This window comes from Anaerococcus porci, assembly GCF_034090325.1.
Taxonomy (GTDB): Bacteria; Bacillota; Clostridia; order Tissierellales; family Peptoniphilaceae; genus Anaerococcus; species Anaerococcus porci.
Genome location: NZ_JAXDSU010000040.1, coordinates 1 through 21,770, shown reverse-complemented (window position 1 = coordinate 21,770; position 21,770 = coordinate 1). Strand labels below are relative to the sequence as shown.

Here is a 21,770-nt window from a genome sequence, read left to right as displayed (position 1 = left end):
GAGTGATTAGATGTCTTTTTCAAAAAGATGTAAAAAAGAAATATTAAAAAAAGAGCCTGAAACAAGTCAAATAGATGTGGAATTATTAGCCTACCTATACTTCTCAGGTTCTATTAGAATTAGAAATAATTCATACAAAATATTATTTAAAGCAAGTGAGAATATAGAAGCAAGATATATTTATAAAATTATAAAGGCAAAATATGATTATTCTCCTGCCATAGAAATTCAAAACAAAAGAAAATTTTCTAAAGATAGATCATATGTTGTCATAGTTGAAGATAGTTACATAGCAGATTTAATACTTGATTTAGCAGATTATTATCAAATATTTGATTTGGAAAAATTTTTAAAAAAAATAAAAACTCAAAAAGAAAAAAAAATTATATTGAAACTAGCTTTTTTGTTAAAAGGCTCAATCAATGATCCTTACAGAGGTTATAACCTTGAAATAAATTTATCTGATAAAAATGAGGTTTATTTAATAGAAAAACTTATGAAAGATTTCAATATAGATGCAAAAATAAATAAAAGAAATGATAATTATAGTGTATATATAAAAGATTCAGATAAGATATCAGACTTTCTAGCTATAATTGGAGCAAATAAATCCTTATTTGACCTTGAAAATGTAAGAGTTATTAAATCAATAAGAAATGATATAAATAGGCAAAATAATTTTGATAAGGCAAATATAGATAGAACAATAAAAGCATCTTTTAATCAAGTAGAAGCAATCAATAAGCTTAAAAGAAATAAAATTTTTGATAATCTATCAAAAGAATTAAAAGAACTTGCTGACTTAAGAGTAGAATACCCTTATATTTCTATAGAGGAATTAGGAAAGATGGCAAATCCTCCTTTAAGTAAAGCCAAGGTTAATTATAGATTACAAAAGTTTATAAAACTTGCAGAAAGTGATAATAATGATGAGTGATTTTACACATTTACACCTACACACAGAATATTCTTTATTAGATGGATTCACAAAAATTGATAAGCTAATTAAAAGGCTTAAAGAGTTAAATATGAAATCTTGTGCCATAACAGATCATGGCCAAATGTATGGAGTTATTGAATTTTATCAAAAATGTAAGAAAAATGGCATAAAACCAATAATTGGTTGTGAAGTTTATGTTTGTGAAGATGATTTATCTATAAAGACACCTGCTAATAAAAGATACTATCATTTAATACTTCTTGCCGAAAACAACGAAGGTTATAAGAATCTTTTGAAAATAGTTTCAAAAGGATATACTGAAGGATTTTATTATAAACCTAGAGTTGACTTTGATACTATAAAAAAATATTCAAAAAATATAATTGCCCTATCAGCTTGCTTAAATGGTGAGATTAATCAAAGAATTTTAGAAAATGATATAAAAAGAGCCTATGAGACTTGTGAAAGATACTTAGATGTTTTTGGTAGAGATAATTTTTATCTGGAAGTTCAAAACCATGGTTTGAAGGAACAAAAAAAAGTAAATGAAATCTTATTAAAGATGCATGAAGATCTTGATATTGAATTGGTTTGTACTAATGATGTTCATTATGTCGATAAAAAAGATGCTTATTATCAAGATGTACTCTTGTGTATACAAACAGGTTTTTTACTTAAAGATGAAGATAGGATGAAGATGCCTGTTGATGAATTTTACTTAAAAGATTCTTCTATGATGAAAGAAATTTTCAAAGAATTTCCTCGTGCATATGAAAACACTAAAATAATTGCAGATAGGTGTAATGTTGAAATTAAATTTCATGAGCCACATTTGCCTTATTTTACAAAACTTCCAAAAGATTTATCTAATCTAGAATATTTAAAAAAACTTGTATATAAAGGGCTAAAAAGAAAATATAAAAATATAACAAAAGAGATAATAGATAGGACAAAAAAAGAAATCAATGTAATTAATAATATGGGTTATGTAGATTACTTTCTTATAGTATGGGACTTTGTAAGATATGCAAAAGACCATAATATAGCAGTAGGCCCAGGAAGAGGATCTGCAGCAGGTTCTATTATTTCATATGCCCTAGATATAACTAAAATTGATCCTTTAAAATATAATTTACTTTTTGAAAGATTTTTAAATCCTGAAAGAGTATCTATGCCAGATATAGATATAGATTTTTGCTATGAAAATAGGGACAAAGTTGTAGATTATGTCTATGAATTATATGGAAAAGACCATGTATCTCAAATTGTAACTTTTGGTAGAATGCAGGCAAGAAACGCAATAAGAGATGTTGGTAGGGTTATGGATGTATCCTATAATAAGGTAGACAAGATAGCAAAACTTATTCCTCAAGCAATAGGAATGACAATAGATCTTGCCCTAGAAAATACAGAAAAATTAGCCTATGAATACGAAAATGATGTGGAAACAAAAAGAATGATTGATACAGCAAGGGCTATAGAATCCCTACCACGTCATACATCAATTCATGCAGCAGGAGTAGTTATCTCAAAAGATATTTTAACAGATATAGTTCCTCTTTCCATGAGTAATAATCAGATAGTAACTCAATTTAATATGGTAGAAATAGAAGAATTAGGGCTATTGAAGATGGACTTTTTGGGTCTTCGTAATTTAACCGTAATACAGGATACTGTAGAAGATGTAAAGAAAAACAAAAATATTGATATAAATATTGAAGATATAGATGAAAATGATTCAGAAGTTTTAAGTCAATTTACTAAAGCTGAAACTATAGGTATATTTCAATTTGAATCAGCTGGTATGAGAAATTTCCTAAAAAATTTAAAACCTAGAAAATTTGATGACTTGGTAGCAGCAAACTCATTATTTAGACCAGGTCCTATGGATCAGATTCCAAATTATATAAAAAATAAAAATAATCCAAAAAATATCACTTACATTGACGATAGTCTAAAACCTATACTTGAGCTAACATATGGAATTATTGTCTACCAAGAACAGGTAATGCAAATAGTACAACAACTTGCTGGATTTTCCTTAGGAGAGGCAGATAATCTAAGACGTGCCATGAGTAAGAAGAAAATGAGTGTCATGGAAGAAAATAGGGATATTTTTGTAAATGGAAAACTTGATGAATCTGGAAATGTGGAAATTAAAGGTTGTGTTAGAAATGGTATATCAAAAGAAAAGGCTAATAAAATATATGATGAGATGATATCTTTTGCCAAATACGCATTTAACAAATCACACTCAGCTGCATACTCATTAGTTGCCATGCAAACTGCTTATTTAAAATATAATTTTAAGGAAGAATATATGGCAAATCTTTTAACTTCTGTAATGGGAAATACTTCAAAAGTATACCTTTATATTTCTGAAGCTAAAAGGTTGGGAATAAAAATTCTACCACCTGATATAAATAAATCAAAAAAAAGATTTGTAGTAGATGATAATAAGATAATATTTGGTCTATCAGCTATAAAAAATGTTGGAGCAAATTTGATAGATGCTATAGTTATGGCAAGAGGAAATTCTAGATTTAATAATTTTAAAGAATTTCTTGAAAGAGTAAATGAGGTTGATAGGACTGCTTTAAATAAAAAGGCTTTAGAATCTTTGATAAAGGCTGGGGTATTCGATTCTTTGGGACATAATAGGTCAACTCTTATTGCAAGATATGAGAATGCTTTAATATCTGTTCATGAAAATGAAAGGATAAATGTAAAAGGTCAAATCAATTTATTAGATTTTGCAAATCAGAGTAGTACTTATAAAAAAAACCAGGAATCTATCAAAGAAATAAATGAATATTCTCAAAAAGAGAAATTAAAGAATGAAAAGGAGGTCTTAGGTTTTTATATATCAGATCATCCTTTGAATGCAATTAATAAAAAATTAGAAGGTTTTGTTAATTTTAATTGTGGTATAAATGAAGAATTAGATGAAATTAATATTGACAATTATGATAAAAAAGATGTAATATTGCTTGGAATTATTACTAATAAGTCCGAGACAATGACTAAAAAGTCTACCCTAATGGCATTTCTAAATATTGAAGATATGTCAGGAACTATAGAAACAATAATTTTTCCTAATATATACAAAGACTATAGGTCAATGATAAAAGAGGACGGAGTTGTATTAGTTAAGGGAAGGCTTAAATCAACTGATAATGAACTTAAGTTAATAGCATCCTCATTTATAGATGTTGAAGATCCGGATTTTAAAATTTTATATATAAAATTGAAATTTATAAGGTATAATGAGATAAGAAATGATTTGTCAAACTATAGAGGAGATACACCTGTAGTTTTATATTTCTATGATAAAAATAAAATCAGATATATGAAAACAAATCTTTGGATAAATAAAGAATCTGATCTTATTAACTTATTAAAACAAAAATTAGGAAAAGAAAATGTTATATTAAAGTAAGGAGATAAAATGAAGACAATTGGTATACTTACTAGTGGTGGAGATGCTCCAGGTATGAACTCTGCCATAAGAGCGGCGGTTAGGACAGCTCTTAATAATGGAATGAGAATAAAAGGTATCAGAAATGGATATGATGGTCTAATGAAAGGCGACATATACGAAATGAATGTATCATCAGTTGCCGATATAATCCATAAGGGAGGTACCATACTTGGTACAGCAAGAAGCACTGAATTTAAAGAAGCAGAAGGTCAAAAAAGAGGAGCACAAATACTCACAGACTACGGTATAGAAGGACTAATAGTTATAGGTGGAGATGGTTCATATAAGGGAGCTAAAGCACTATCTGATCTAGGTATCAAAACAATAGGAATACCAGGAACAATTGATAATGATATGGGTTATACTGACTTTACTATCGGATTTTTTACAGCAATTGAAACAGTAATAGATGCTATAGGAAAATTACGTGATACTTCATCATCACATGGTAGAGCGGTTGTTATAGAAGTTATGGGACGTCATTGTGGAGATTTAGCTTTATTTTCAGGGCTTGCTGGTGGAGCAGAATCAATAATAGTTCCAGAACATAAATTTTCTATTGATGAAATAGTTGAAAAAGTAAATCATGGTAGAAAAAGAGGTAAACTACACCATCTAATCGTACTTGCAGAAGGAGTAGGTAATCCTTATACAGTAGCAAAAGAAGTAGAAGAGAGAAGTGGAGTTGAAACAAAAGTAACAGTTTTAGGTCACGTTCAAAGAGGTGGTTCACCATCTGCTACAGACAGACTTTTAGGCTCTATTATGGGAGCTAAGGCTGCTGAACTACTAAAAGATGAAAAAACAAATATTGCATTAGGCTATACTAATGGACAAATTACTCAAGTAAGCCTTGATGAAGCTGTCTCAATAAAAGGTGACTTTAATGAAAGTCTATATGAATTAGCCAATAAATTATCAAAATAAGAGGAGGATAGTATATGACACCTGAGATACTAAAAAAAACTAAGATAGTTTGTACTATAGGACCAGCTTCAGAATCACCTGAAGTTTTAGAAAGATTAATTAAAAATGGTATGAATGTTGCAAGGTTAAACTTCTCTCATGGTAGCCATGAGGAACACCTTGAAAAAATAAAAACAATAAAAAGAATTAGAAGAAAACTCAATGTACCTTTAGGAATAATGCTTGATACAAAGGGACCTGAAATAAGAATAGGAAACTTTGATAAAAAGGAATATTTTTTAAAACCAGATGATACCTTTGTTCTAACAACTAGAGATGTAATTGGAAATCAAAATATAGTTTCAGTTTCTTATGAAGGGCTTCCTAGAGATGTAGAAAAAGACTCAATTATTTCTATTGATGATGGTTTAATCCAACTTAAAGTTTTGGAAATAAAAGATGGAACAGACATAGTTTGTACAGTCCAAAATAATGGTGTAATTTCAAATCATAAGGGAGTTAATCTTCCAGGAAGAGTTACCAATTTACCAGCTATCACACCAAAGGATGTTGATGATATCAAATTTGGTATAGAAAATGGAATTGATATGATAGCAGCTTCATTTATAAGAAAAAAAGAAGATATCTTTGATATAAGAAAAGTACTTGAAGATCATGGCGGAGAAGATATCCTAATTATTTCAAAAATTGAATCACAAGAAGGTGTAGATAATGTTGATGAAATAATTGAAAATAGTGATGGAGTAATGGTAGCTAGGGGAGACTTGGGTGTTGAAATTAGAACTGAGTTAATTCCTTTAGTACAAAAAGATATTATTAGAAAATGTAATAAAGCAGCTAAACCAGTTATAACAGCAACTCAAATGCTCGATTCTATGCAAAGAAACCCAAGACCAACAAGAGCTGAAACTACTGATGTTGCTAATGCCATAATAGATGGGACTGACTGTGTAATGCTTTCAGGTGAAACAGCTGCTGGTAAATATCCAGTTGAAGCTGTAAAAACAATGAGAGATATTTGTATTACAACAGAACTATCTGATGACTTTGAAGAAAATATCTATAAGACAAATATTGACTCAGAGATTACAACAACAAACTCAATTTCAAGATCTACATGTACTATAGCAAGTCAATTAAATGCAAAGGCAATAATTACATGTACATCTTCAGGTAATACAGCAAGAGCTGTATCTAAATTTAGACCAAGAACAAATATAGTTGCTTGTACTTTAGATGAAAGAGTTGCGAGAAGACTTTCAATTTCTTGGGGAGTATATCCTGTAGTAGTAGAAGCAGCTAAAGAAACTGATGAACTCATAGAAAGAGCTATAGTAGGTGCTTTGAAAGGAAATTATGTTCAAGAAGGGGACCTTACTGTAGTAACAGCAGGAATTCCTCTAGGAGTATCAGGAACAAGCAATCTGATAAAAGTTCACGTAATTGGAGATATAATTGCAAATGGAACAGGTGTTGGTAATAAATCAGTATCTGCAAAAGTTGTAAAAGGATCTACAAAAGAAGAACTTGAAGGAAAATTTGAAGATGGTGATATAATTGTAGCAGAATATACAGATAAAGATCTTAATGAATTTATGGAAAGATCTTCAGGAGTAATAGCTGAAAATGGAGGACTAACAAGTCATACAGCAGTTGTATCAATTCATTTTGGAATACCAGCAATACTTGGAGTAAAAGGTATCTTCGATGCTGTAGAAGATGGAGAAGTAGTAACTCTAGATCCTGTAGGAGGAATCGTATATAAGGGAGAAGCAAAGGTATTATAATGGTAATTAAAGATATCAAAATAATTGATATCCTGCAAGATGGTAGGGGAGTTGGAAGAACAGACACAAAAATTGCTTTTATAGAAAAGGCGATTTTTGGCGAAACTTGCCATATAAAAGTAAATAATGAAAAAAAGAATTTCTATGAAGCAGAAAAAATTAAAACTTCAAAGAAATCTCCCTACTATAGAAAACCACCATGTCCATATTATAATGAATGTGGTGGTTGTTCTATTATGGATATAAACTATGAGACACAAATTGACTTAAAGAAAAATTTAATAAAAAATGCCATAGAGAAATTAGCCAATATAAGAATTGATAAAATTGAGTTAGAAAAAAGTCCAGAGTTTTTTTATAGAAATAAGATTAGATTGAAAGTGGACAGAAAAGGAAGACTCGCCTATAACAAAAAATATTCAAATGACCTAGTTTTGATAAAAGACTGCCTACTTGCAAGGGACATAATTAGAGATAATTTAGAAGAAATAGAAAAATTAACTATGGACATATCACAAAAATATCCAGAGTCTATAAGTGAGATAAGTATTAGGACAAATAATAAAGAAATAATGCTTAATTTAACTATTAATAATGAAAAAGCTAACTCATACATTAAGAAAAACTATATAAATTCTAACTTTCATATTAACTTAATAACTGATAATAGTTTAGTTAATATATCAGGTAAAGATTATCTATTATATAAGATTGATAAGAATAAATTCAAAATTTCCTTAAATGATTTTTATCAAGTAAATGATTTTATGGTTGATAAATTATATAAAATAGCAAAATCTAATCTAGATAAAGACAAAAAAATTCTAGACCTATTTTGTGGGTCAGCTACAAGCTCTATTGCTATAAATAAAGATCATATAATAGGCGTCGAGATAAATAAAAATGCAATAAAAGATGCAAATGAAAATGCAAAATTAAATGAGCTAAATGATTATAAATTCATAGCTAAAAATGCTAATTTTATAAATCAAAAATTTATAAAAGAAAATAATGTAGAAGCAGTAGTACTAGACCCACCAAGAGCGGGACTTAGTAAAGAAATAATAAAAACAATTTCAAAAACAAATATTGAAAAAGTAGTATATATATCCTGTAATCCTCAAACTTTGGCAAGAGATATAAATAGATTTCAAAATAATGGTTATAAAATGAAAAATATAAGAGCAGTTGATATGTTTCCACAAACTATGCATGTTGAGAGTGTCGTATTGATGACAAGAGTTGCACACACTAAGTAAATAAAGTGTAGAAATAAAAGGCTTATTCAACTGCTATCGTTAAAAGGTATAGGTGGGCTGGAATAAGCCTTGTTTTTTGGACTATAAAATAGGTGTGTGGAAACTTATCGACAGCAAAAGGTCGACAAGACAGAATGGATATTTACAAAAATGCACCCACCTGCACCCACCTTTAAAAGATAATAGTAGGTTGATAATAGACTAAAAATAGGTTAAAATAAGACTAATTAAAGGAGGCGTATTTATGAAGGGGAAATGTATATTTTTAGATACATATGTCTTACAGCAGGATATGCGAATAAGGTTACCTAAAGCAGTTTTATCCAATTTGAATATTCAAAAAGGAAAAACAAAGTTTGATATATATTTAGATTCAGAAAGTGAATGTTTATTGCTAAAAATACATGATGAGGATGGTGAAAATTAGTGGATAAAATTCAAGCGATTTCGTTATTTAGCGGTGCAGGAGGAATGGATGTAGGATTTGAGAATGCAGGAGTGTCTGTGTTACTGGCTAATGAAATTGTAAGTGATGCTAGTGAAACATATCGTGCCAATCATCCACATACAAGGATTATTAACGATGATATTAACAACATAATTAATACTTTAGATAAGTATTATGGGATTGATCTTGTTTTTGGTGGACCACCGTGCCAAGGGTTTTCAGTGGCGGGGAAAATGAATCCTTCTGATGAGAGGAGTAAATTAATTTTTACTTTTTTGGATGCCGTAAATAAAGTACAACCTAAAATGTTTGTAATGGAGAATGTTAAAGCTTTAGGTAAGTTAGACAAATGGAGTTCGGTTAGAACAAAATTTTTAGATAAAGCCAAAGCAATGGGGTATAGATGTGAGCTTTATATTTTAAATGCAATTGAATATGGGGTGCCTCAAAAACGTGAAAGAGTGTTCTTCATAGGAATAAAAGATTGTAAAGATGATAATTTTGAATTTAATATTCGAAATCTTTTACAGAAGCAAAAAAATCAAGCTCCTTTCATAAGGGAAACTCTAAAGGATCTTGGTAAAGCAGGAACTAAGGTTAATCCAAATACTTGTACGGCAAAAATTACTTTTGCTACTAAGCCGATTATGAGAAAATCTCCATATGCAGGTATGTATTTTAATGGTCAGGGAAGACCTATAAATGTTGATGAATATTCGAATACACTCCCTGCCTCAATGGGAGGAAACAAAACCCCTTTTGTAGATGAAGACTATTTATATGGAAACTCGGAAAGTGATTGGGTAGTAAATTATCATAAAGGGCTTATGGAAGGAACTATAGAACCTGAATTTGTGGAAGCTCCCAAAAGATTGAGAAGAATTACGATCAAAGAAGCTGCTAGAATACAAACATTCCCAGATGATTATATTTTTTGTGGAAACAAAGGTAAGATTTATACTCAAATTGGTAATGCGGTTCCTTGTAAATTAGCTGAAGCTGTCGCCAAAGCGATAATGGAGTATTTAAAAAAATATTGCTAGTGTTATAGAGGAGCATAAAAAATGCTCCTCTATTGATATAAAGAGGCTGTAAAAAATTTACTGATGTAATTCTTGCCATTTTATTTTTACAATTTCCGCAGTATTTATATCAGATATATAATTGTTTAAGTCGGAATAGAAATTTTTCCTGGCTAGAGGTGTCATTCGTTGTAAAGTATCTGACATCCACTCAAAAATATTCCAATAATAGTATACTATGTCTTGATAATTATAGTTTCCCATATATAAAGATAGATTACTTTTTGTCATTTCTTTAGGACAATCTTCTTCACGGCAGATCACAATTACCTCATTTACATTATTTCCATTATTATCATTATATATATGGATGCAGTCATATGAATCACGGATTCTAGCTATGTCAAAAGGTTTAACGGTGATTTCATAGACTTTATAAATTATGCCGTCAATAGATTCTTCATTAACATCACCAGGTTTTTTGCTAGTGGTACTTGTAACAGAAGCTCTATCTTCTTCTCCAGTAACTATTACTCCAGTATTCATAGCAAGATGAAAGTTTTTTAGAAGATAAGCTGCTATCTTTTGTGGAGTATTTCCCGAATCAGGGACTTTTGTAGTTAATTCATAACAAAGCTTATATAGAAATAGAGGATCAGAAGAAGGTTCCACATTAACACTAAGGGCTTCTATGCGTTTGGATTCTCCAATTAATTTACGAATCAATGAAACAGAAACATCATCAATTATTGTTTTATCTGATTCGAGTAAATTTACCAAGTTAACAACTTCTTCAGCGACATTAGAAGGTCTGCGCTGAGTAGCCCAAGTCATGTCTAAGCCTACAGTTGCTTTAGCGACATTCAAAGGACCAGACTTTCTATGTGGAATTTCTTTATTGATTAAAAATTCTTTTATAGGTCCTTCATATATTGCTCTGGGATTACAATCATATAAGCCCATAGAGGCTTTGAATGATGAATCTAATTTCATTCCTACAATTACTACGAGTAAAATTTCTCTGAATCCCCATGCACTTGTGGTAAATAGTTTGTTTAATGAATTGCTATATTTCGATTCATCAACTAAATAATCATCATTGATTGCATTTGCATAAATACTATCTAAAATAGATGATACTTTTTTATTTCTTTCATTTGTCGTGCTCATTTTATTTAACTCCTTAACGATTTTTTGTGTATTAGGTTAGTGTTTAATAATTACCTTAAAGTGATGACCTTATTTAATGCAGATGCATAATAGCCATTGATTGGATGTTACTGTTCATCTTCCTCATCTATAAACTTTGTTTCTAAAATATCTTCAATGCCACATTTAAGAACTTTACATATTTTTAGTAAAACATCTGTTGTTAGATTATCTCCACGACCTAGTTTTGCAATTGTGTTAGAACTAACGCCACTTTGTATTCTTAAATCTTCACGTGTCATGTTTTTAGTTAGTAGTATGTGCCATAGTTTTTCGTAAGTTATTTTCATATTGTCTCCCAATCTATTTATGTTCAGCGTTTACAACGTCATTAAGAAAACCATATCTCCCAGAGTTTGGATTTCTTGTAAATTCTATTACATTGATGCCTTTATCAGGACAATGCTCTGGTACGAAAGGTAACTCATCCTTCTGTTCAATCATAATTATTTGTCTATTATGATTCTGTTTGAGAATAAATTCTAGGAAACCTTGCTTAACTGAGTTAATTGCTTCCACGTATTCTGCTTCAGATAATTGAGTTAAGGCAGAGTCAATTGCAAAGAAGTTAGGGGAGTACCCATTTCTTTCTAATATGAAGCTATGCATTGAATAGGATACTAAAGCATTTAGTATTGCACAGTATCCACCACCCATACTAGAAGCTTTGTTTATATTATCAATTTCAATGTCGAATGATTTCATGTTAAGTCTAGCTGAAGAAGCGCCTCCAATTTTTGATTTTTCTAAAGCGTATTTTAATTTTTCTTCAAATGCTTGTATTAACTGAAGGTCGAATTGACTAAATATGTTGTACTTGTTGATTGCTTCATCTTCTTTAGTTTCTTGAATAAATAAATCTGTACCAAATTCAGTTTCAATCTCCTTTAATGAAGCTAATTCAAAATGCATTTGCATTATTTTTAGATGTTTATTTAGTTCTTCATTAAAGGTATCTAATTTCGGTTTTAAAGAAGAGTTAATATAATCATCCAAATCAGCTTTTGATTTTTCTAATTCAATAATTTTCTTTTCAACAATTTCTTTTTTCTTTAAAGCACTGCTCTGTGCATTTTCCAGATTAACAAGGTGCGATTTTAGATTGTTTAATTCTGAAACAGCAGATTCAATGTAATCCTTTTTAGGAGGATTTTTTAATTCATTATTGCAGAAAGGACAGTTTTTATGAGGTATTATGTCTATAGATGCAGTTTGACCATCTATAATAAACTCCAACCTTCGTATATCTGATTTATACTGGTTATTTAATGACTCAAAGTTTCTGAGTAAGGTATTAGTTTCAGAAAGTAATGAGTTATTATTGTACAAGTCATTTAGTAATTCTTTACCTTTATCATTTGCTTCATTTAATTGTTCTTGAAGAATATTTATCTCTGCTTGCAGAGAATCAACTAGTCGTTTTGAATCTTGTACATCATGATTGGGTAGTTTCTTTTCTATAGATTCCTTTTTAGCAATTAGTTGATCCTTTTTGGAACGAATATACATAATTATTGCTTCACGTTTGGCCTTGCTTATAGTAGGGTCTTCTTGTTTTTTTACATCATTGGCATCTAATCCTGTTAATAGAAATAGAAGGGCAGAAGCTGATGGAGTTCTACCTCTTTGATCGGGCATTAAAAGAGCAGAAGTCTCTCTATCAATATCCTTTTGTTTCATAAGGAATAGATGTAATATAGTTCTCCAAGTTAATTTTTGAGTTTTACCTGCTTGAGATGCTAATAATTTATGAGTTGTATCTATACCTATTAAATAAAGTAAAATATCACTAATGTTTTTCTTTGCTTTGTGGTCAGCGCTATAAAATCCACAATCAATATTTGATATACCACTGATAACTTCAATTTTGGTAGAACCAATTTCTCTTTTAAGTGTTAGACTACCATTATCCGAATCCAGTAACAATTCAATATGAGTATATCCGTTATTGTTATCTACAATTTTTGATGGTTTATCTGACTTAGGTGTAAATCCAAAAACATAATCAATACAGTCCATGATTAAACTTTTACCTGTATTAGATGGGCCTATGATTAAATTAACTCTGTCTGAAAAATCAATAGTAGAAGGAGAATGGCCTCCTCCAGATACTGTTAATCGTTTTATTATGAATCCATTCATGTTAATCCTCCAATGAATCAATAGAGTTATAAAGAATAGTAGAATGTAGTTCTATAAAATTCAGATTAGGATACTCACTCATTATAGATTTTATTGCATTTCTATATTCATTACTGTATCTATCGTTGATGGCATCTGCTATTCTTTTCCCTTGGGGTGAGATGGAATAGCTGTATCCGTTATTATTAGAAATAAAATCTACGGATGATTCTAAAACTAATGTTTTTAATGCTAGAGAAATGGACCTTGATTTTGCAGAAAACTCGCTATGTCTAAATATTCCATACCCATGTAAATTTTCATCAGAAATTCCATAATCATTACCATATATGGCAATGAAATCAATAGATGTAATTTGTGATTCATTCAATGGAATATCATTGAGTACATCCAGTAATAACAGTATACGAAGAGAAGATTCAAAAACAGATCCAAATAGTTCTTTTTTAGCCATTTTATTTCACCCACCTAAGCTTGCCGTCATTTACTAAATGATGACAAACGCCTTTCTGTATTTTATTACTTATCCAATAAGGTGACTGGCTTAGTAAATAATTTCTATATTGTAGAGTTGAGGCTTGCTCCATGACAGATAGCATTTTTTCATATCCGTTAGCGTACTTTTTCCTATTTGTATCTTTAACTCCATCAAGCGTTTCTTCCTTTAGAACGTCAAATTGATTGGACAGATTATCAGCATCCAATTCTAATAAACTGCGTTCAATAGAAACTGCGGCATAGAAATCAATCCTGCGATCATTTAAATCGTCTTCGTAGTCAGGATAATGCGGAAGATCCTTATTAGAAAAATTTTTAACTGCTTCTGCATCACCATATGCTGCATAAAGTTCCTGAATATATGGTGATTCGATGGGAGAAGCAATATCTGGTACTTGAACAAATATTGGGCGGGGTAAAGAGGCAACTTTTGTATTAATATCCTTTATTAAATTAAGACTTTCTTCGAAGGGGGAGGAGGTCTTTTTTTTCGCTTTGGATTTCTTAGCAATAGACAGAAAAATCGATGCTAAAAGCTCATAACATTCGATGTCGGGAGCAGAACCAGTTAAACCGTTATTTTGTAACCATTCACATATGTCTGTATAAGAATCAGATTTTTCAATGCATTCATGAACCCACTGAATATATTTGTCTATATCTTTATTTTCAAAGAGAAACAAGGCATCCTTTTTACTGATAGAGTTTCCATTTATATATCTTGCCTGAGTATCAGGCATATTGTCTAAAATTTTACAATTATCCATAACAGAGTCTTTTATAAAATTTCCAATCATGTCTACAAAAAAATCTGCATCGTTTTTTCCGAAGGAAAAATATGGTTTTAGTCCTTGTGCATAATCTTTGAATTCCACGAAATAACCTCCTTTCATTATTTCTTCCGCAAGCTTCCGAATGCTTCCGTAAGTTCCTGAATTCAAATAGGTCGAATTGGTAGGATATAGGTATAGAAATTCTAATATTTTCTATTAAAAATATTATATCAGAATTCTTGGCAATAAACAAGAAACTCTGTGCAAAGAGGGAGGTGACATAAATGGTAAAGAATTCAAAACAGACTTCTAAACGAGTTGCTTCTAAAGCAAGTTCAATTCTTAGAGATGGTCGTTATGGAAGTAAAGCAAAGTCTGTAGCTGGTAGTGCACTAGCACAAACCAAAAAAGGCAGGTAGGTGCCAAAAAGTACTAGTAACTCTTTTATAAATAGTACTTTGCAAATTAGGGGGGTTTTAGAAAACTCACTTACTAAGCAGTGACTGATTAATAATCGGCCTGCACAACTAAATTATCACAGAGCCTGATTAGCTATAGGGCGATGGGATACATCATACGGCACTCACGGATTTATTCGTGGGGTGCTATGTGAGGTACCTCTATTTTTCTATGGCTATTTTTAGGCAAGGAGTCGGTGCTTCATATAGCATCGGCTCTTTTTGTATCCCTTCGTCCTACTGCAATCAGCAGAAAGGCAGGGATTTCAAATGAAAATTCGTAAAACAAGACAAGATGAGCGTGGAGTATATAAATACTCATATCAAGTAAGAGCAGAGAGTGGTGAGTATGTAACAGAAACGGTAGTACTTAGACCGGGAGAAAATGGTGTAACTGAGATGGACATTAAAAGACTCCATGCACTGGATGATAGTGAGGTTTATTACAATTGTAAGAATCTTAGACCGGAAAGAAGTGATGAAGAAAAAGAAAGAATTAAGGCGTTCAAAAAAGAGTATGTTCAAAAATTCAAACTTCAACATGGTTATGAACCAAATAAGGACGCTATCAAAGATGCTGTCAGCGAGGCTTTTCCATCAAACTACAATCTATCTTTAGATTTTGCTTTTGAAAATGAGATTGATGAAGACAAGTCCAGCGTTATTGCAGCAACAGCAGTTCCATTTGATGACAAGTTTGAATGGTCAGAGGAGATGGAAGATATAAGGGAACTTCTATCAGATAAACAGCGGGAGGTTCTTGATCTTAAGTTTATTGACGGATACACACAAAAGGAAATTGCAGATATGCTTGGCGTAACCAAGATGGCAATAACAAAGAGACTGGCATCTGCGTATGATGTAATCAGAAAAAACATGAAAAGATAAAAAATTTTTAGGCAGGGTTTACTACCTTGCCTTTTTCTTTGCCTGTGATTTGTAAGGGAGCATACGAGCCCTACAGAAAGGAGGCAAAGCTATGAAACACAAAGTCGTAATTAATGTAACAAATGAAGATGGAAAAAAGACACCTGTGCTTAAAGGTGCAATCAGAAAACTTCCATCAAAAATTATTAAGTGGCTGTTTGGAGATTATACACAGGTCTATCTTCTTAAGCCCGGAGAAACCGTTGAATCTGTAGATGTCAAAGAAGTATTAAAAGGAGAAATGTAATCATGAAAAAAGAAGTAATTAAAAACATCATCACAGACTTAGAATCGCTCGTGAAAAATCTAAAGGATCTGATAAAAGATGAAAAGGAAGAAAAAGTACCGAAGTCAAAAGAGGTAAAACTGGAAGACCTAAGGGCTGTACTTGCTACCTTAAGTCAGCATGGGAAGACTGCAGAGGTTAAAGAGCTGATTGTAAAGTTTGGCGGAACGAAGTTATCTGATGTACCAAAGGAAAACTACAGTCAGCTATTAAAAGAAGCGGAGGAAATCAAAATTGACTAGACAGAAGGTGAATTGTACCAAAGGTGCAAGAGAGGCTGGCCTGGGCCACGCGATTTTATCTCCATCAAGTTCCCATAGGTGGCTTAACTGTACACCAAGTGCTGTGCTTGAACTAGAGTTTGAAAATACCAGTTCATCTGCAGCCGAGGAAGGAACGGCAGCACACGCCTTTTGTGAGCATAAGCTGAAAAAGGCATTGAAGATGCGAAGTAAAAGACCTGTATCTGATTATGATTCCGATGAAATGCAGGAATGTACTGATGCCTATGTGGATTTTGTTTTGGAGCAATATGAATTAGCCAAGCAGAAATGTAAGGATCCGGCTATTTTGATTGAACAGAAAGTGGATTTTTCAGAGTATGTCCCAGATGGATTCGGAACGGCAGACTGCTTGATCGTTTCAGATGATACGCTTTCCATAATTGACTTTAAGTATGGACAGGGAGTTCTTGTGGATGCCTATGAGAATTCACAGATGAAATGTTATGCACTTGGAGCACTGGCAATTTATGAAAGCCTATATGACATAAAGGAAGTCAGTATGTCAATCTTTCAGCCTAGAAGAGAAAATGTGTCTACTTGGATAATTGCTACAGAAGAACTAAAGAAGTGGGCAGAGGAAGTCCTAAAACCTAGGGCAGAGCTTGCTATTAAAGGCGAGGGAGAATATTGCTCAGGTGATTGGTGCAAATTCTGTAAGGCTGCAGTTAGGTGTAGAGCAAGAGCTGAAGAAAAGCTAAAACTTGCAAAGGATGAGTTTAAATTGCCACCACTATTAACAGATGCTGAAGTAGAAGAAATCCTAGTGGTTATTCCGGATTTGACTTCATGGGCAAATAGCATCTTAGCATACGCTACAGATATGGCAGTTAATCACGGTAAAGAGTGGGATGGTTTTAAGGTTGTAGAGGGTAGGTCTGTAAGAAAGTATAAGGATGAGGAGTCTGTAATCGAAAAAGCAAAAGAAAACGGATATACCGATATCTTTAAAACCAGTCTTATTACTCTTACCGAAATGCAAAAACTAATGGGAAAGAAGAAATTTGAGGAAATTCTAGGGGACCTCATTATCAAACCACCTGGAAAACTGACACTTGTACCAAACTCAGATAAGCGTCAGAAAGTAAATGTAACAAATGCTAAAAACGAATTTAATGAAATAACGGAGGAAAATTAAAATGGCAAATATTAGTAGAACAAAGGTAATCACAGGAAAAGACACAAGACTTTCATATTTTAACGGCTGGGAGCCAAAATCAATCAATGGAGGACCTGAGAAGTATAGTGTATCTCTTCTTATTCCAAAAGATGATAAAGAAACAATTACGGCAATTGAAAAGGCGATTGATGCTGCAATCGAAGAAGGAATTGGTAAGTTTGGTGGAAAGAAACCAAACAAGGCTGCTATTAAATTACCTCTTCGTGATGGAGATATTGAGCGTGATGATGAGGCCTATAAGGGTCATTATTTCATCAACGCAAATAGCGTGACAGCACCTCAAATTGTAGATAAAGCTGTAAAACCTATCCTTGATAGAAGTGAAGTATATTCAGGTTGTTATGCTCGTGTATCCATTAGCTTTTATGCTTTTAACTCAAATGGAAATAAGGGAATTGCCTGCGGTCTTGGAAATATTCAAAAGATTAGAGATGGTGAGCCACTTGGTGGAAGAAGTAATGCTGCTGATGATTTTACAAGCCTAGAAGATGATGACTTCTTGGCATAGGAGGTCATTATGACATTAATTGATTGGTTTATCGCTATTTTCATCGGTACATGGCTTTTGGATTTTGTCGTAAAAACTATGGTTAGCCTATATTTAGATATCAGAGAAAAGATAAATAGAAAGTAGTAAGGTGGGTGGCACTAATCTGCCACCCTTATTTTTATTGGAGGTGATGAAGATGGATAACATCTCTATAGATATTGAAACCTATAGCAGCGTAGACCTTAAAAAGTGTGGTGTATATAAATATGCCGAATCCGATGATTTTGAAATACTCTTATTTGCTTACAGTGTTGATGGTAGTGATGTTAAAGTTGTAGATTTAGCAAAAGGAGAGGAAATCCCTGCTGAAATATTGGACGCACTCACTGATGAGAAAATAAGTAAATGGGCATTTAATGCACAATTTGAGAGAGTTTGTTTATCAAGGTATTTAAGGGATAAAGGTATTAGTCTAGCTCCTTTTTATGATAATCATGAACTTAGTACATCAAAGGCTATGTTTTTAAATCCGACATCTTGGAAATGCACCATGATTTGGTCAGCAATACTAGGACTTCCCTTATCCCTTGAAGGAGTGGGTGCTGTGCTAGGACTTGATAAGCAGAAACTAAGCGAAGGGAAAAACCTAATAAAGTATTTTTGTGTACCCTGCACACCAACAAAGGTTAATTGTGGCAGAATTAGAAATAGGCATTTTCATGATGAAGAAAAATGGGAACGATTCAAATCATATAACAAGCGTGATGTGGAAGTAGAAATAGGTATTCAAACAAAACTATCAAAGTTTCCTGTTTCAGAAGATACATGGGATGAGTTTTATTTAGACCAGGAAATCAATGATAGAGGCATTGCTATTGATCTTGTACTTGTTGAATCAGCGATAGAAATCGATAGTAATGTTAGAGAAAACATTATGAAAAAACTTGTAGATATTACAGGTCTTGAAAATCCTAACTCAGTTCTTCAGATGAGAACTTGGCTATCAGAACATGGACTTGAAATGGAGTCTTTAGGCAAAAAGGAAGTAGCAAAAGAAATAAAGACTGCATCAAAAGAATTAGTAGAAGTCCTTACTTTAAGACAACAGTTATCAAAGTCTTCTGTTAAGAAGTATACAGCAATGAAAAATGCTGCCTGTACAGACAATAGGGAAAGAGGCATGTTTCGTTATTATGGTGCAAATAGAACTGGAAGATTTGCAGGAAGACTTGTTCAGTTACAAAACCTACCACAAAACCATCTGCCAGATTTAGCTGATGCTAGATCACTTGTAAAATCAGGAAATGTAGATGCACTTGAAATTTTATATGAAGATATCCCAGATACCTTATCTCAACTGATTAGAACAGCCTTTGTATCACAGAACAATAACAAATTTATTGTAGCTGACTTTTCAGCCATTGAAGCGAGAGTCCTTGCATGGCTTGCAGGAGAAAAATGGAGAATGAAGGTCTTTGAAGAAGGTAAAGATATCTACTGTTCATCGGCTAGTCAGATGTTTGGCGTTCCGGTTGAAAAGCATGGGGTAAATAGCCACCTTAGACAAAAAGGAAAAATCGCAGAACTTGCACTTGGATATGGTGGTTCGGTAGGTGCCTTAAAAGCTATGGGAGCACTTGATATGGGACTTACAGAAGATGAACTTCAGCCACTTGTAGATGCATGGAGAAATTCAAATCCTATGATTACAAGTCTTTGGTGGGATGTGGATAGAGCAGTCAAAATCTGTATTAAGCAAAGAATAGAAACGGAAACTCATGGCATAAAGTTTTCATGGAAAAGTGGATTCCTTTTTATTGAACTTCCTTCAGGAAGAAAACTTGCCTATGTAAAACCTAGAATTGGTGAGAATAGATTCGGTGGAGAGTCAGTTACTTATGAAGGAGTCGGGAATGCAAAAAAGTGGGAAAGGCTGGAAAGTTATGGTCCTAAATTTGTAGAAAACATTATTCAGGGAACTGCAAGAGATATTTTGCTCTTTGCTATGAAGACATTAAGAAACTGCCAGATAGTAGCACATATCCATGATGAAATAATAATAGAGGCAGATAAAAGAATGAGCCTTGATGCAATTTGTGAGCAAATGGGAAGAACGCCACCTTGGGCGAAGGGGTTACTTCTTCGTGCAGATGGTTATGAATGCGAATTTTATAAAAAAGATTAGAAAAATTTTGAGCGGGGTTTACTATCCGCTCTTTTTCTTTGCCTGTGATTTAGAAGGTAATAGTGCCTTCAAAAAAATTATAGGAGGTCAAATAGATGACTATTGAAGAAAAAATCACCTACTTGGAAACAATGGATAAGGTCAGAGACCAACAAATCAAAGAACTTCAAGTGGCAGTAGAAGAACTAAGCAGATGTGTTATGGGAGGTGTTAATCATGAAAGCAATGATTCCAATGAATGATTATGGCATTATGGCTGACAAACATAACACCGCCAGAGTAGACAGCAGATTTGTTGCACAGTTCTTTGAGAAGAATCATAAAGAAGTGCTAAGGGATATCAGAAAAGTAGTATCAACTGACTCTGGTTTAAGTGAAGAATTCACTGAGCTCAATTTTGCGCTCAGTGAATATAGAGATACTACTGGAAGAAAACTACCATGCTATCTGTTAACAAGAGACGGTTTTACCATTTTGGCAATGGGCTATACCGGACCAAAGGCTATGAAGTTTAAAGAACTATATATCAAAAAGTTTAATGAGATGGAAGATTTCATAACAACGCTTATTTCAGCAAGAGAGATGTTTCCTATCTTAACTGAAAATATTACTTTAATTCATGACCATCCAAAGGCTTACCACTACAGTAACGAATGCGACATGATAAATCGACTTGTTCTTGGGATGTCAGCAAAACAGTTCAGGGAATTGTATGGGCTAGATAAAGGACAAAGTATTCGTCCTTATCTAAACTCTAGTCAAATGTATCTAATAGATAGATTGCAAAAAATTGATGCAGGGTTACTTATTTCAACACCGGACTATCAATCAAGAAAAAGACAACTCGAATGGTATTTAGGAAAGATTGGAAGGGAGGCAGATTATGAGTAAGACATACAAGAAGCACCTTGAAAATCCAAACTTCAGACCACTTGCATATATCTGCTCTCCATATAGTGGTGATAAAGAGTTAAACATTAAGAAAGCCATTCACTATGCGGAACTTGCCTATAAGAATGGTGCAATTCCTGTAACTCCACATCTCTTGTTCCCTTTTATGGATGATAGAGATTTAGAACAAAGAAAGGATGCACTTTTCATGGACATCATACTTCTTGGTAAATGCCAGGAAGTGTGGGTCTTTGGTAGTGAAATTACCGAAGGCATGAAGAGAGAAATTGAAATTGCTGAAAAAAGAAAACAGGTTATTAAGTATTTTACAAGTGAGGGTTTGGAGGTTAAGACAAATGCTAAATTTTGAAATTCATACTGCTACTTGTATTGGAAATAGTAGCAATTGTATATATCCAAATGAGGTCTTGGTATCTGATAGGGATAGCTTTATAAAAGCTATCTCTTTTGACCATGTTTGCGGAAGTTTTAATGGTAGTTACAGAAGTAAAGATAACTTCATAAAGTCAGACTGTATACCGATGGATTGTGATAATGACCATTCTGATGACCCAGATGATTGGGT

General features: G+C 32.5%; 21 protein-coding genes and 1 pseudogene. 17 read left to right on the top strand and 5 right to left on the bottom strand.

The genetic code is table 11. From position 1 onward, the window contains the following. Positions 1–10 precede the first annotated feature (10 nt). From whiA to SOR60_RS04030, 7 genes are all read left to right on the top strand, one after another. Complete coding sequence (whiA, locus tag SOR60_RS04060; protein ID WP_154538997.1) at positions 11–937, top strand: DNA-binding protein WhiA; 927 nt, start codon at positions 11–13, stop codon at positions 935–937. Next, positions 927–4,379, top strand: a complete 3,453-nt coding sequence (locus tag SOR60_RS04055; protein ID WP_320595271.1) for a DNA polymerase III subunit alpha — start codon at positions 927–929, stop codon at positions 4,377–4,379. The genes whiA and SOR60_RS04055 overlap by 11 nt, the downstream gene beginning before the upstream one ends. Positions 4,380–4,388: 9 nt before the next feature. Further along, positions 4,389–5,348: a 6-phosphofructokinase gene (gene pfkA / locus SOR60_RS04050; RefSeq protein WP_154538995.1), complete on the top strand. Its 960-nt coding sequence runs from the start codon at positions 4,389–4,391 to the stop codon at positions 5,346–5,348. A gap of 14 nt (positions 5,349–5,362) precedes the next feature. Further along, positions 5,363–7,135, top strand: coding sequence for a pyruvate kinase (gene pyk, locus SOR60_RS04045; RefSeq protein WP_320595270.1), 1,773 nt, complete (start codon positions 5,363–5,365; stop codon positions 7,133–7,135). Then, entirely contained in the window at positions 7,135–8,394 is a 1,260-nt protein-coding gene (gene rlmD, locus SOR60_RS04040) for a 23S rRNA (uracil(1939)-C(5))-methyltransferase RlmD (RefSeq protein WP_320595269.1), read from the top strand. Before pyk ends, rlmD begins: the two co-directional genes overlap by 1 nt. Positions 8,395–8,638: 244 nt before the next feature. Then, positions 8,639–8,821, top strand: a complete 183-nt coding sequence (locus SOR60_RS04035; RefSeq protein WP_070584797.1) for a sucrose-6-phosphate hydrolase — start codon at positions 8,639–8,641, stop codon at positions 8,819–8,821. After that, positions 8,821–9,885 (top strand): DNA cytosine methyltransferase, encoded by a 1,065-nt coding sequence (locus SOR60_RS04030; protein ID WP_083307009.1) that lies wholly within the window; start codon positions 8,821–8,823, stop codon positions 9,883–9,885. The genes SOR60_RS04035 and SOR60_RS04030 overlap by 1 nt, the downstream gene beginning before the upstream one ends. A gap of 57 nt (positions 9,886–9,942) precedes the next feature. Here the strand turns inward: SOR60_RS04030 and SOR60_RS04025 are convergent, their stop codons facing one another. From SOR60_RS04025 to SOR60_RS04005, 5 genes are all read right to left on the bottom strand, one after another. Next, positions 9,943–11,034, bottom strand: a complete 1,092-nt coding sequence (locus tag SOR60_RS04025; protein ID WP_320595268.1) for a hypothetical protein — start codon at positions 11,032–11,034, stop codon at positions 9,943–9,945. 107 nt (positions 11,035–11,141) lie between these two features. After that, complete coding sequence (locus SOR60_RS04020) at positions 11,142–11,363, bottom strand: helix-turn-helix domain-containing protein (protein WP_070584801.1); 222 nt, start codon at positions 11,361–11,363, stop codon at positions 11,142–11,144. A gap of 13 nt (positions 11,364–11,376) precedes the next feature. After that, a complete protein-coding gene (locus SOR60_RS04015; protein WP_320595267.1) occupies positions 11,377–13,215 on the bottom strand; it encodes an AAA family ATPase in 1,839 nt (612 codons plus the stop codon). A 1-nt stretch (position 13,216) separates the two neighbouring features. Beyond that, positions 13,217–13,669: an ABC-three component system middle component 2 gene (locus SOR60_RS04010; protein WP_320595266.1), complete on the bottom strand. Its 453-nt coding sequence runs from the start codon at positions 13,667–13,669 to the stop codon at positions 13,217–13,219. Between the two features lies 1 nt (position 13,670). Beyond that, positions 13,671–14,588, bottom strand: coding sequence for an ABC-three component system protein (locus SOR60_RS04005; RefSeq protein WP_320595265.1), 918 nt, complete (start codon positions 14,586–14,588; stop codon positions 13,671–13,673). Between the two features lie 626 nt (positions 14,589–15,214). On the opposite strand from SOR60_RS04005, the gene SOR60_RS04000 reads away from it, so the two are divergent. The 10 genes and pseudogenes from SOR60_RS04000 to SOR60_RS03955 form a co-directional block, all read left to right on the top strand. Continuing rightward, the gene (locus tag SOR60_RS04000) at positions 15,215–15,832 is read left to right on the top strand and encodes an RNA polymerase sigma factor (protein WP_320595264.1); all 618 of its coding nucleotides are present in this window, start codon (positions 15,215–15,217) and stop codon (positions 15,830–15,832) included. 91 nt (positions 15,833–15,923) lie between these two features. Next, complete coding sequence (locus SOR60_RS03995; protein ID WP_063633222.1) at positions 15,924–16,118, top strand: hypothetical protein; 195 nt, start codon at positions 15,924–15,926, stop codon at positions 16,116–16,118. 2 nt (positions 16,119–16,120) lie between these two features. Further along, positions 16,121–16,399 (top strand): hypothetical protein, encoded by a 279-nt coding sequence (locus SOR60_RS03990; RefSeq protein WP_320595263.1) that lies wholly within the window; start codon positions 16,121–16,123, stop codon positions 16,397–16,399. Next, complete coding sequence (locus tag SOR60_RS03985; protein ID WP_320595262.1) at positions 16,392–17,576, top strand: DUF2800 domain-containing protein; 1,185 nt, start codon at positions 16,392–16,394, stop codon at positions 17,574–17,576. Before SOR60_RS03990 ends, SOR60_RS03985 begins: the two co-directional genes overlap by 8 nt. A gap of 1 nt (position 17,577) precedes the next feature. Then, positions 17,578–18,126 (top strand): DUF2815 family protein, encoded by a 549-nt coding sequence (locus tag SOR60_RS03980; protein ID WP_001933545.1) that lies wholly within the window; start codon positions 17,578–17,580, stop codon positions 18,124–18,126. A gap of 172 nt (positions 18,127–18,298) precedes the next feature. Then, a complete protein-coding gene (locus SOR60_RS03975) occupies positions 18,299–20,293 on the top strand; it encodes a DNA polymerase (protein ID WP_320595261.1) in 1,995 nt (664 codons plus the stop codon). Between the two features lie 95 nt (positions 20,294–20,388). Next, on the top strand, positions 20,389–20,535 hold the full coding sequence (locus SOR60_RS03970; RefSeq protein WP_206152008.1) for a hypothetical protein: 147 nt from the start codon (positions 20,389–20,391) through the stop codon (positions 20,533–20,535). Beyond that, positions 20,510–21,184, top strand: a complete 675-nt coding sequence (locus SOR60_RS03965; protein WP_320595260.1) for a Rha family transcriptional regulator — start codon at positions 20,510–20,512, stop codon at positions 21,182–21,184. Before SOR60_RS03970 ends, SOR60_RS03965 begins: the two co-directional genes overlap by 26 nt. Further along, the gene (locus tag SOR60_RS03960; RefSeq protein WP_320595259.1) at positions 21,177–21,554 is read left to right on the top strand and encodes a DUF7768 domain-containing protein; all 378 of its coding nucleotides are present in this window, start codon (positions 21,177–21,179) and stop codon (positions 21,552–21,554) included. The genes SOR60_RS03965 and SOR60_RS03960 overlap by 8 nt, the downstream gene beginning before the upstream one ends. Further along, positions 21,541–21,770, top strand: a pseudogene (locus tag SOR60_RS03955) (DUF3987 domain-containing protein); the annotation flags it as partial. The gene SOR60_RS03960 and the pseudogene SOR60_RS03955, both read left to right, overlap by 14 nt.

Coding starts and splice junctions, on each gene's coding strand:
- SOR60_RS03975 (WP_320595261.1), top strand. CDS start 18,299: ATGAAGATGGATAACATCTCTATAGATATTGAAACCTATAGCAGCGTA.
- SOR60_RS03990 (WP_320595263.1), top strand. CDS start 16,121: ATGAAAAAAGAAGTAATTAAAAACATCATCACAGACTTAGAATCGCTC.
- SOR60_RS04000 (WP_320595264.1), top strand. CDS start 15,215: ATGAAAATTCGTAAAACAAGACAAGATGAGCGTGGAGTATATAAATAC.
- whiA (WP_154538997.1), top strand. CDS start 11: ATGTCTTTTTCAAAAAGATGTAAAAAAGAAATATTAAAAAAAGAGCCT.
- SOR60_RS03995 (WP_063633222.1), top strand. CDS start 15,924: ATGAAACACAAAGTCGTAATTAATGTAACAAATGAAGATGGAAAAAAG.
- SOR60_RS04015 (WP_320595267.1), bottom strand. CDS start 13,215: ATGAATGGATTCATAATAAAACGATTAACAGTATCTGGAGGAGGCCAT.
- SOR60_RS04055 (WP_320595271.1), top strand. CDS start 927: ATGATGAGTGATTTTACACATTTACACCTACACACAGAATATTCTTTA.
- SOR60_RS03980 (WP_001933545.1), top strand. CDS start 17,578: ATGGCAAATATTAGTAGAACAAAGGTAATCACAGGAAAAGACACAAGA.
- SOR60_RS04010 (WP_320595266.1), bottom strand. CDS start 13,669: ATGGCTAAAAAAGAACTATTTGGATCTGTTTTTGAATCTTCTCTTCGT.
- SOR60_RS03970 (WP_206152008.1), top strand. CDS start 20,389: ATGACTATTGAAGAAAAAATCACCTACTTGGAAACAATGGATAAGGTC.
- SOR60_RS03960 (WP_320595259.1), top strand. CDS start 21,177: ATGAGTAAGACATACAAGAAGCACCTTGAAAATCCAAACTTCAGACCA.
- SOR60_RS03965 (WP_320595260.1), top strand. CDS start 20,510: ATGAAAGCAATGATTCCAATGAATGATTATGGCATTATGGCTGACAAA.
- SOR60_RS04020 (WP_070584801.1), bottom strand. CDS start 11,363: ATGAAAATAACTTACGAAAAACTATGGCACATACTACTAACTAAAAAC.
- pfkA (WP_154538995.1), top strand. CDS start 4,389: ATGAAGACAATTGGTATACTTACTAGTGGTGGAGATGCTCCAGGTATG.
- rlmD (WP_320595269.1), top strand. CDS start 7,135: ATGGTAATTAAAGATATCAAAATAATTGATATCCTGCAAGATGGTAGG.
- pyk (WP_320595270.1), top strand. CDS start 5,363: ATGACACCTGAGATACTAAAAAAAACTAAGATAGTTTGTACTATAGGA.
- SOR60_RS04035 (WP_070584797.1), top strand. CDS start 8,639: ATGAAGGGGAAATGTATATTTTTAGATACATATGTCTTACAGCAGGAT.
- SOR60_RS04025 (WP_320595268.1), bottom strand. CDS start 11,034: ATGAGCACGACAAATGAAAGAAATAAAAAAGTATCATCTATTTTAGAT.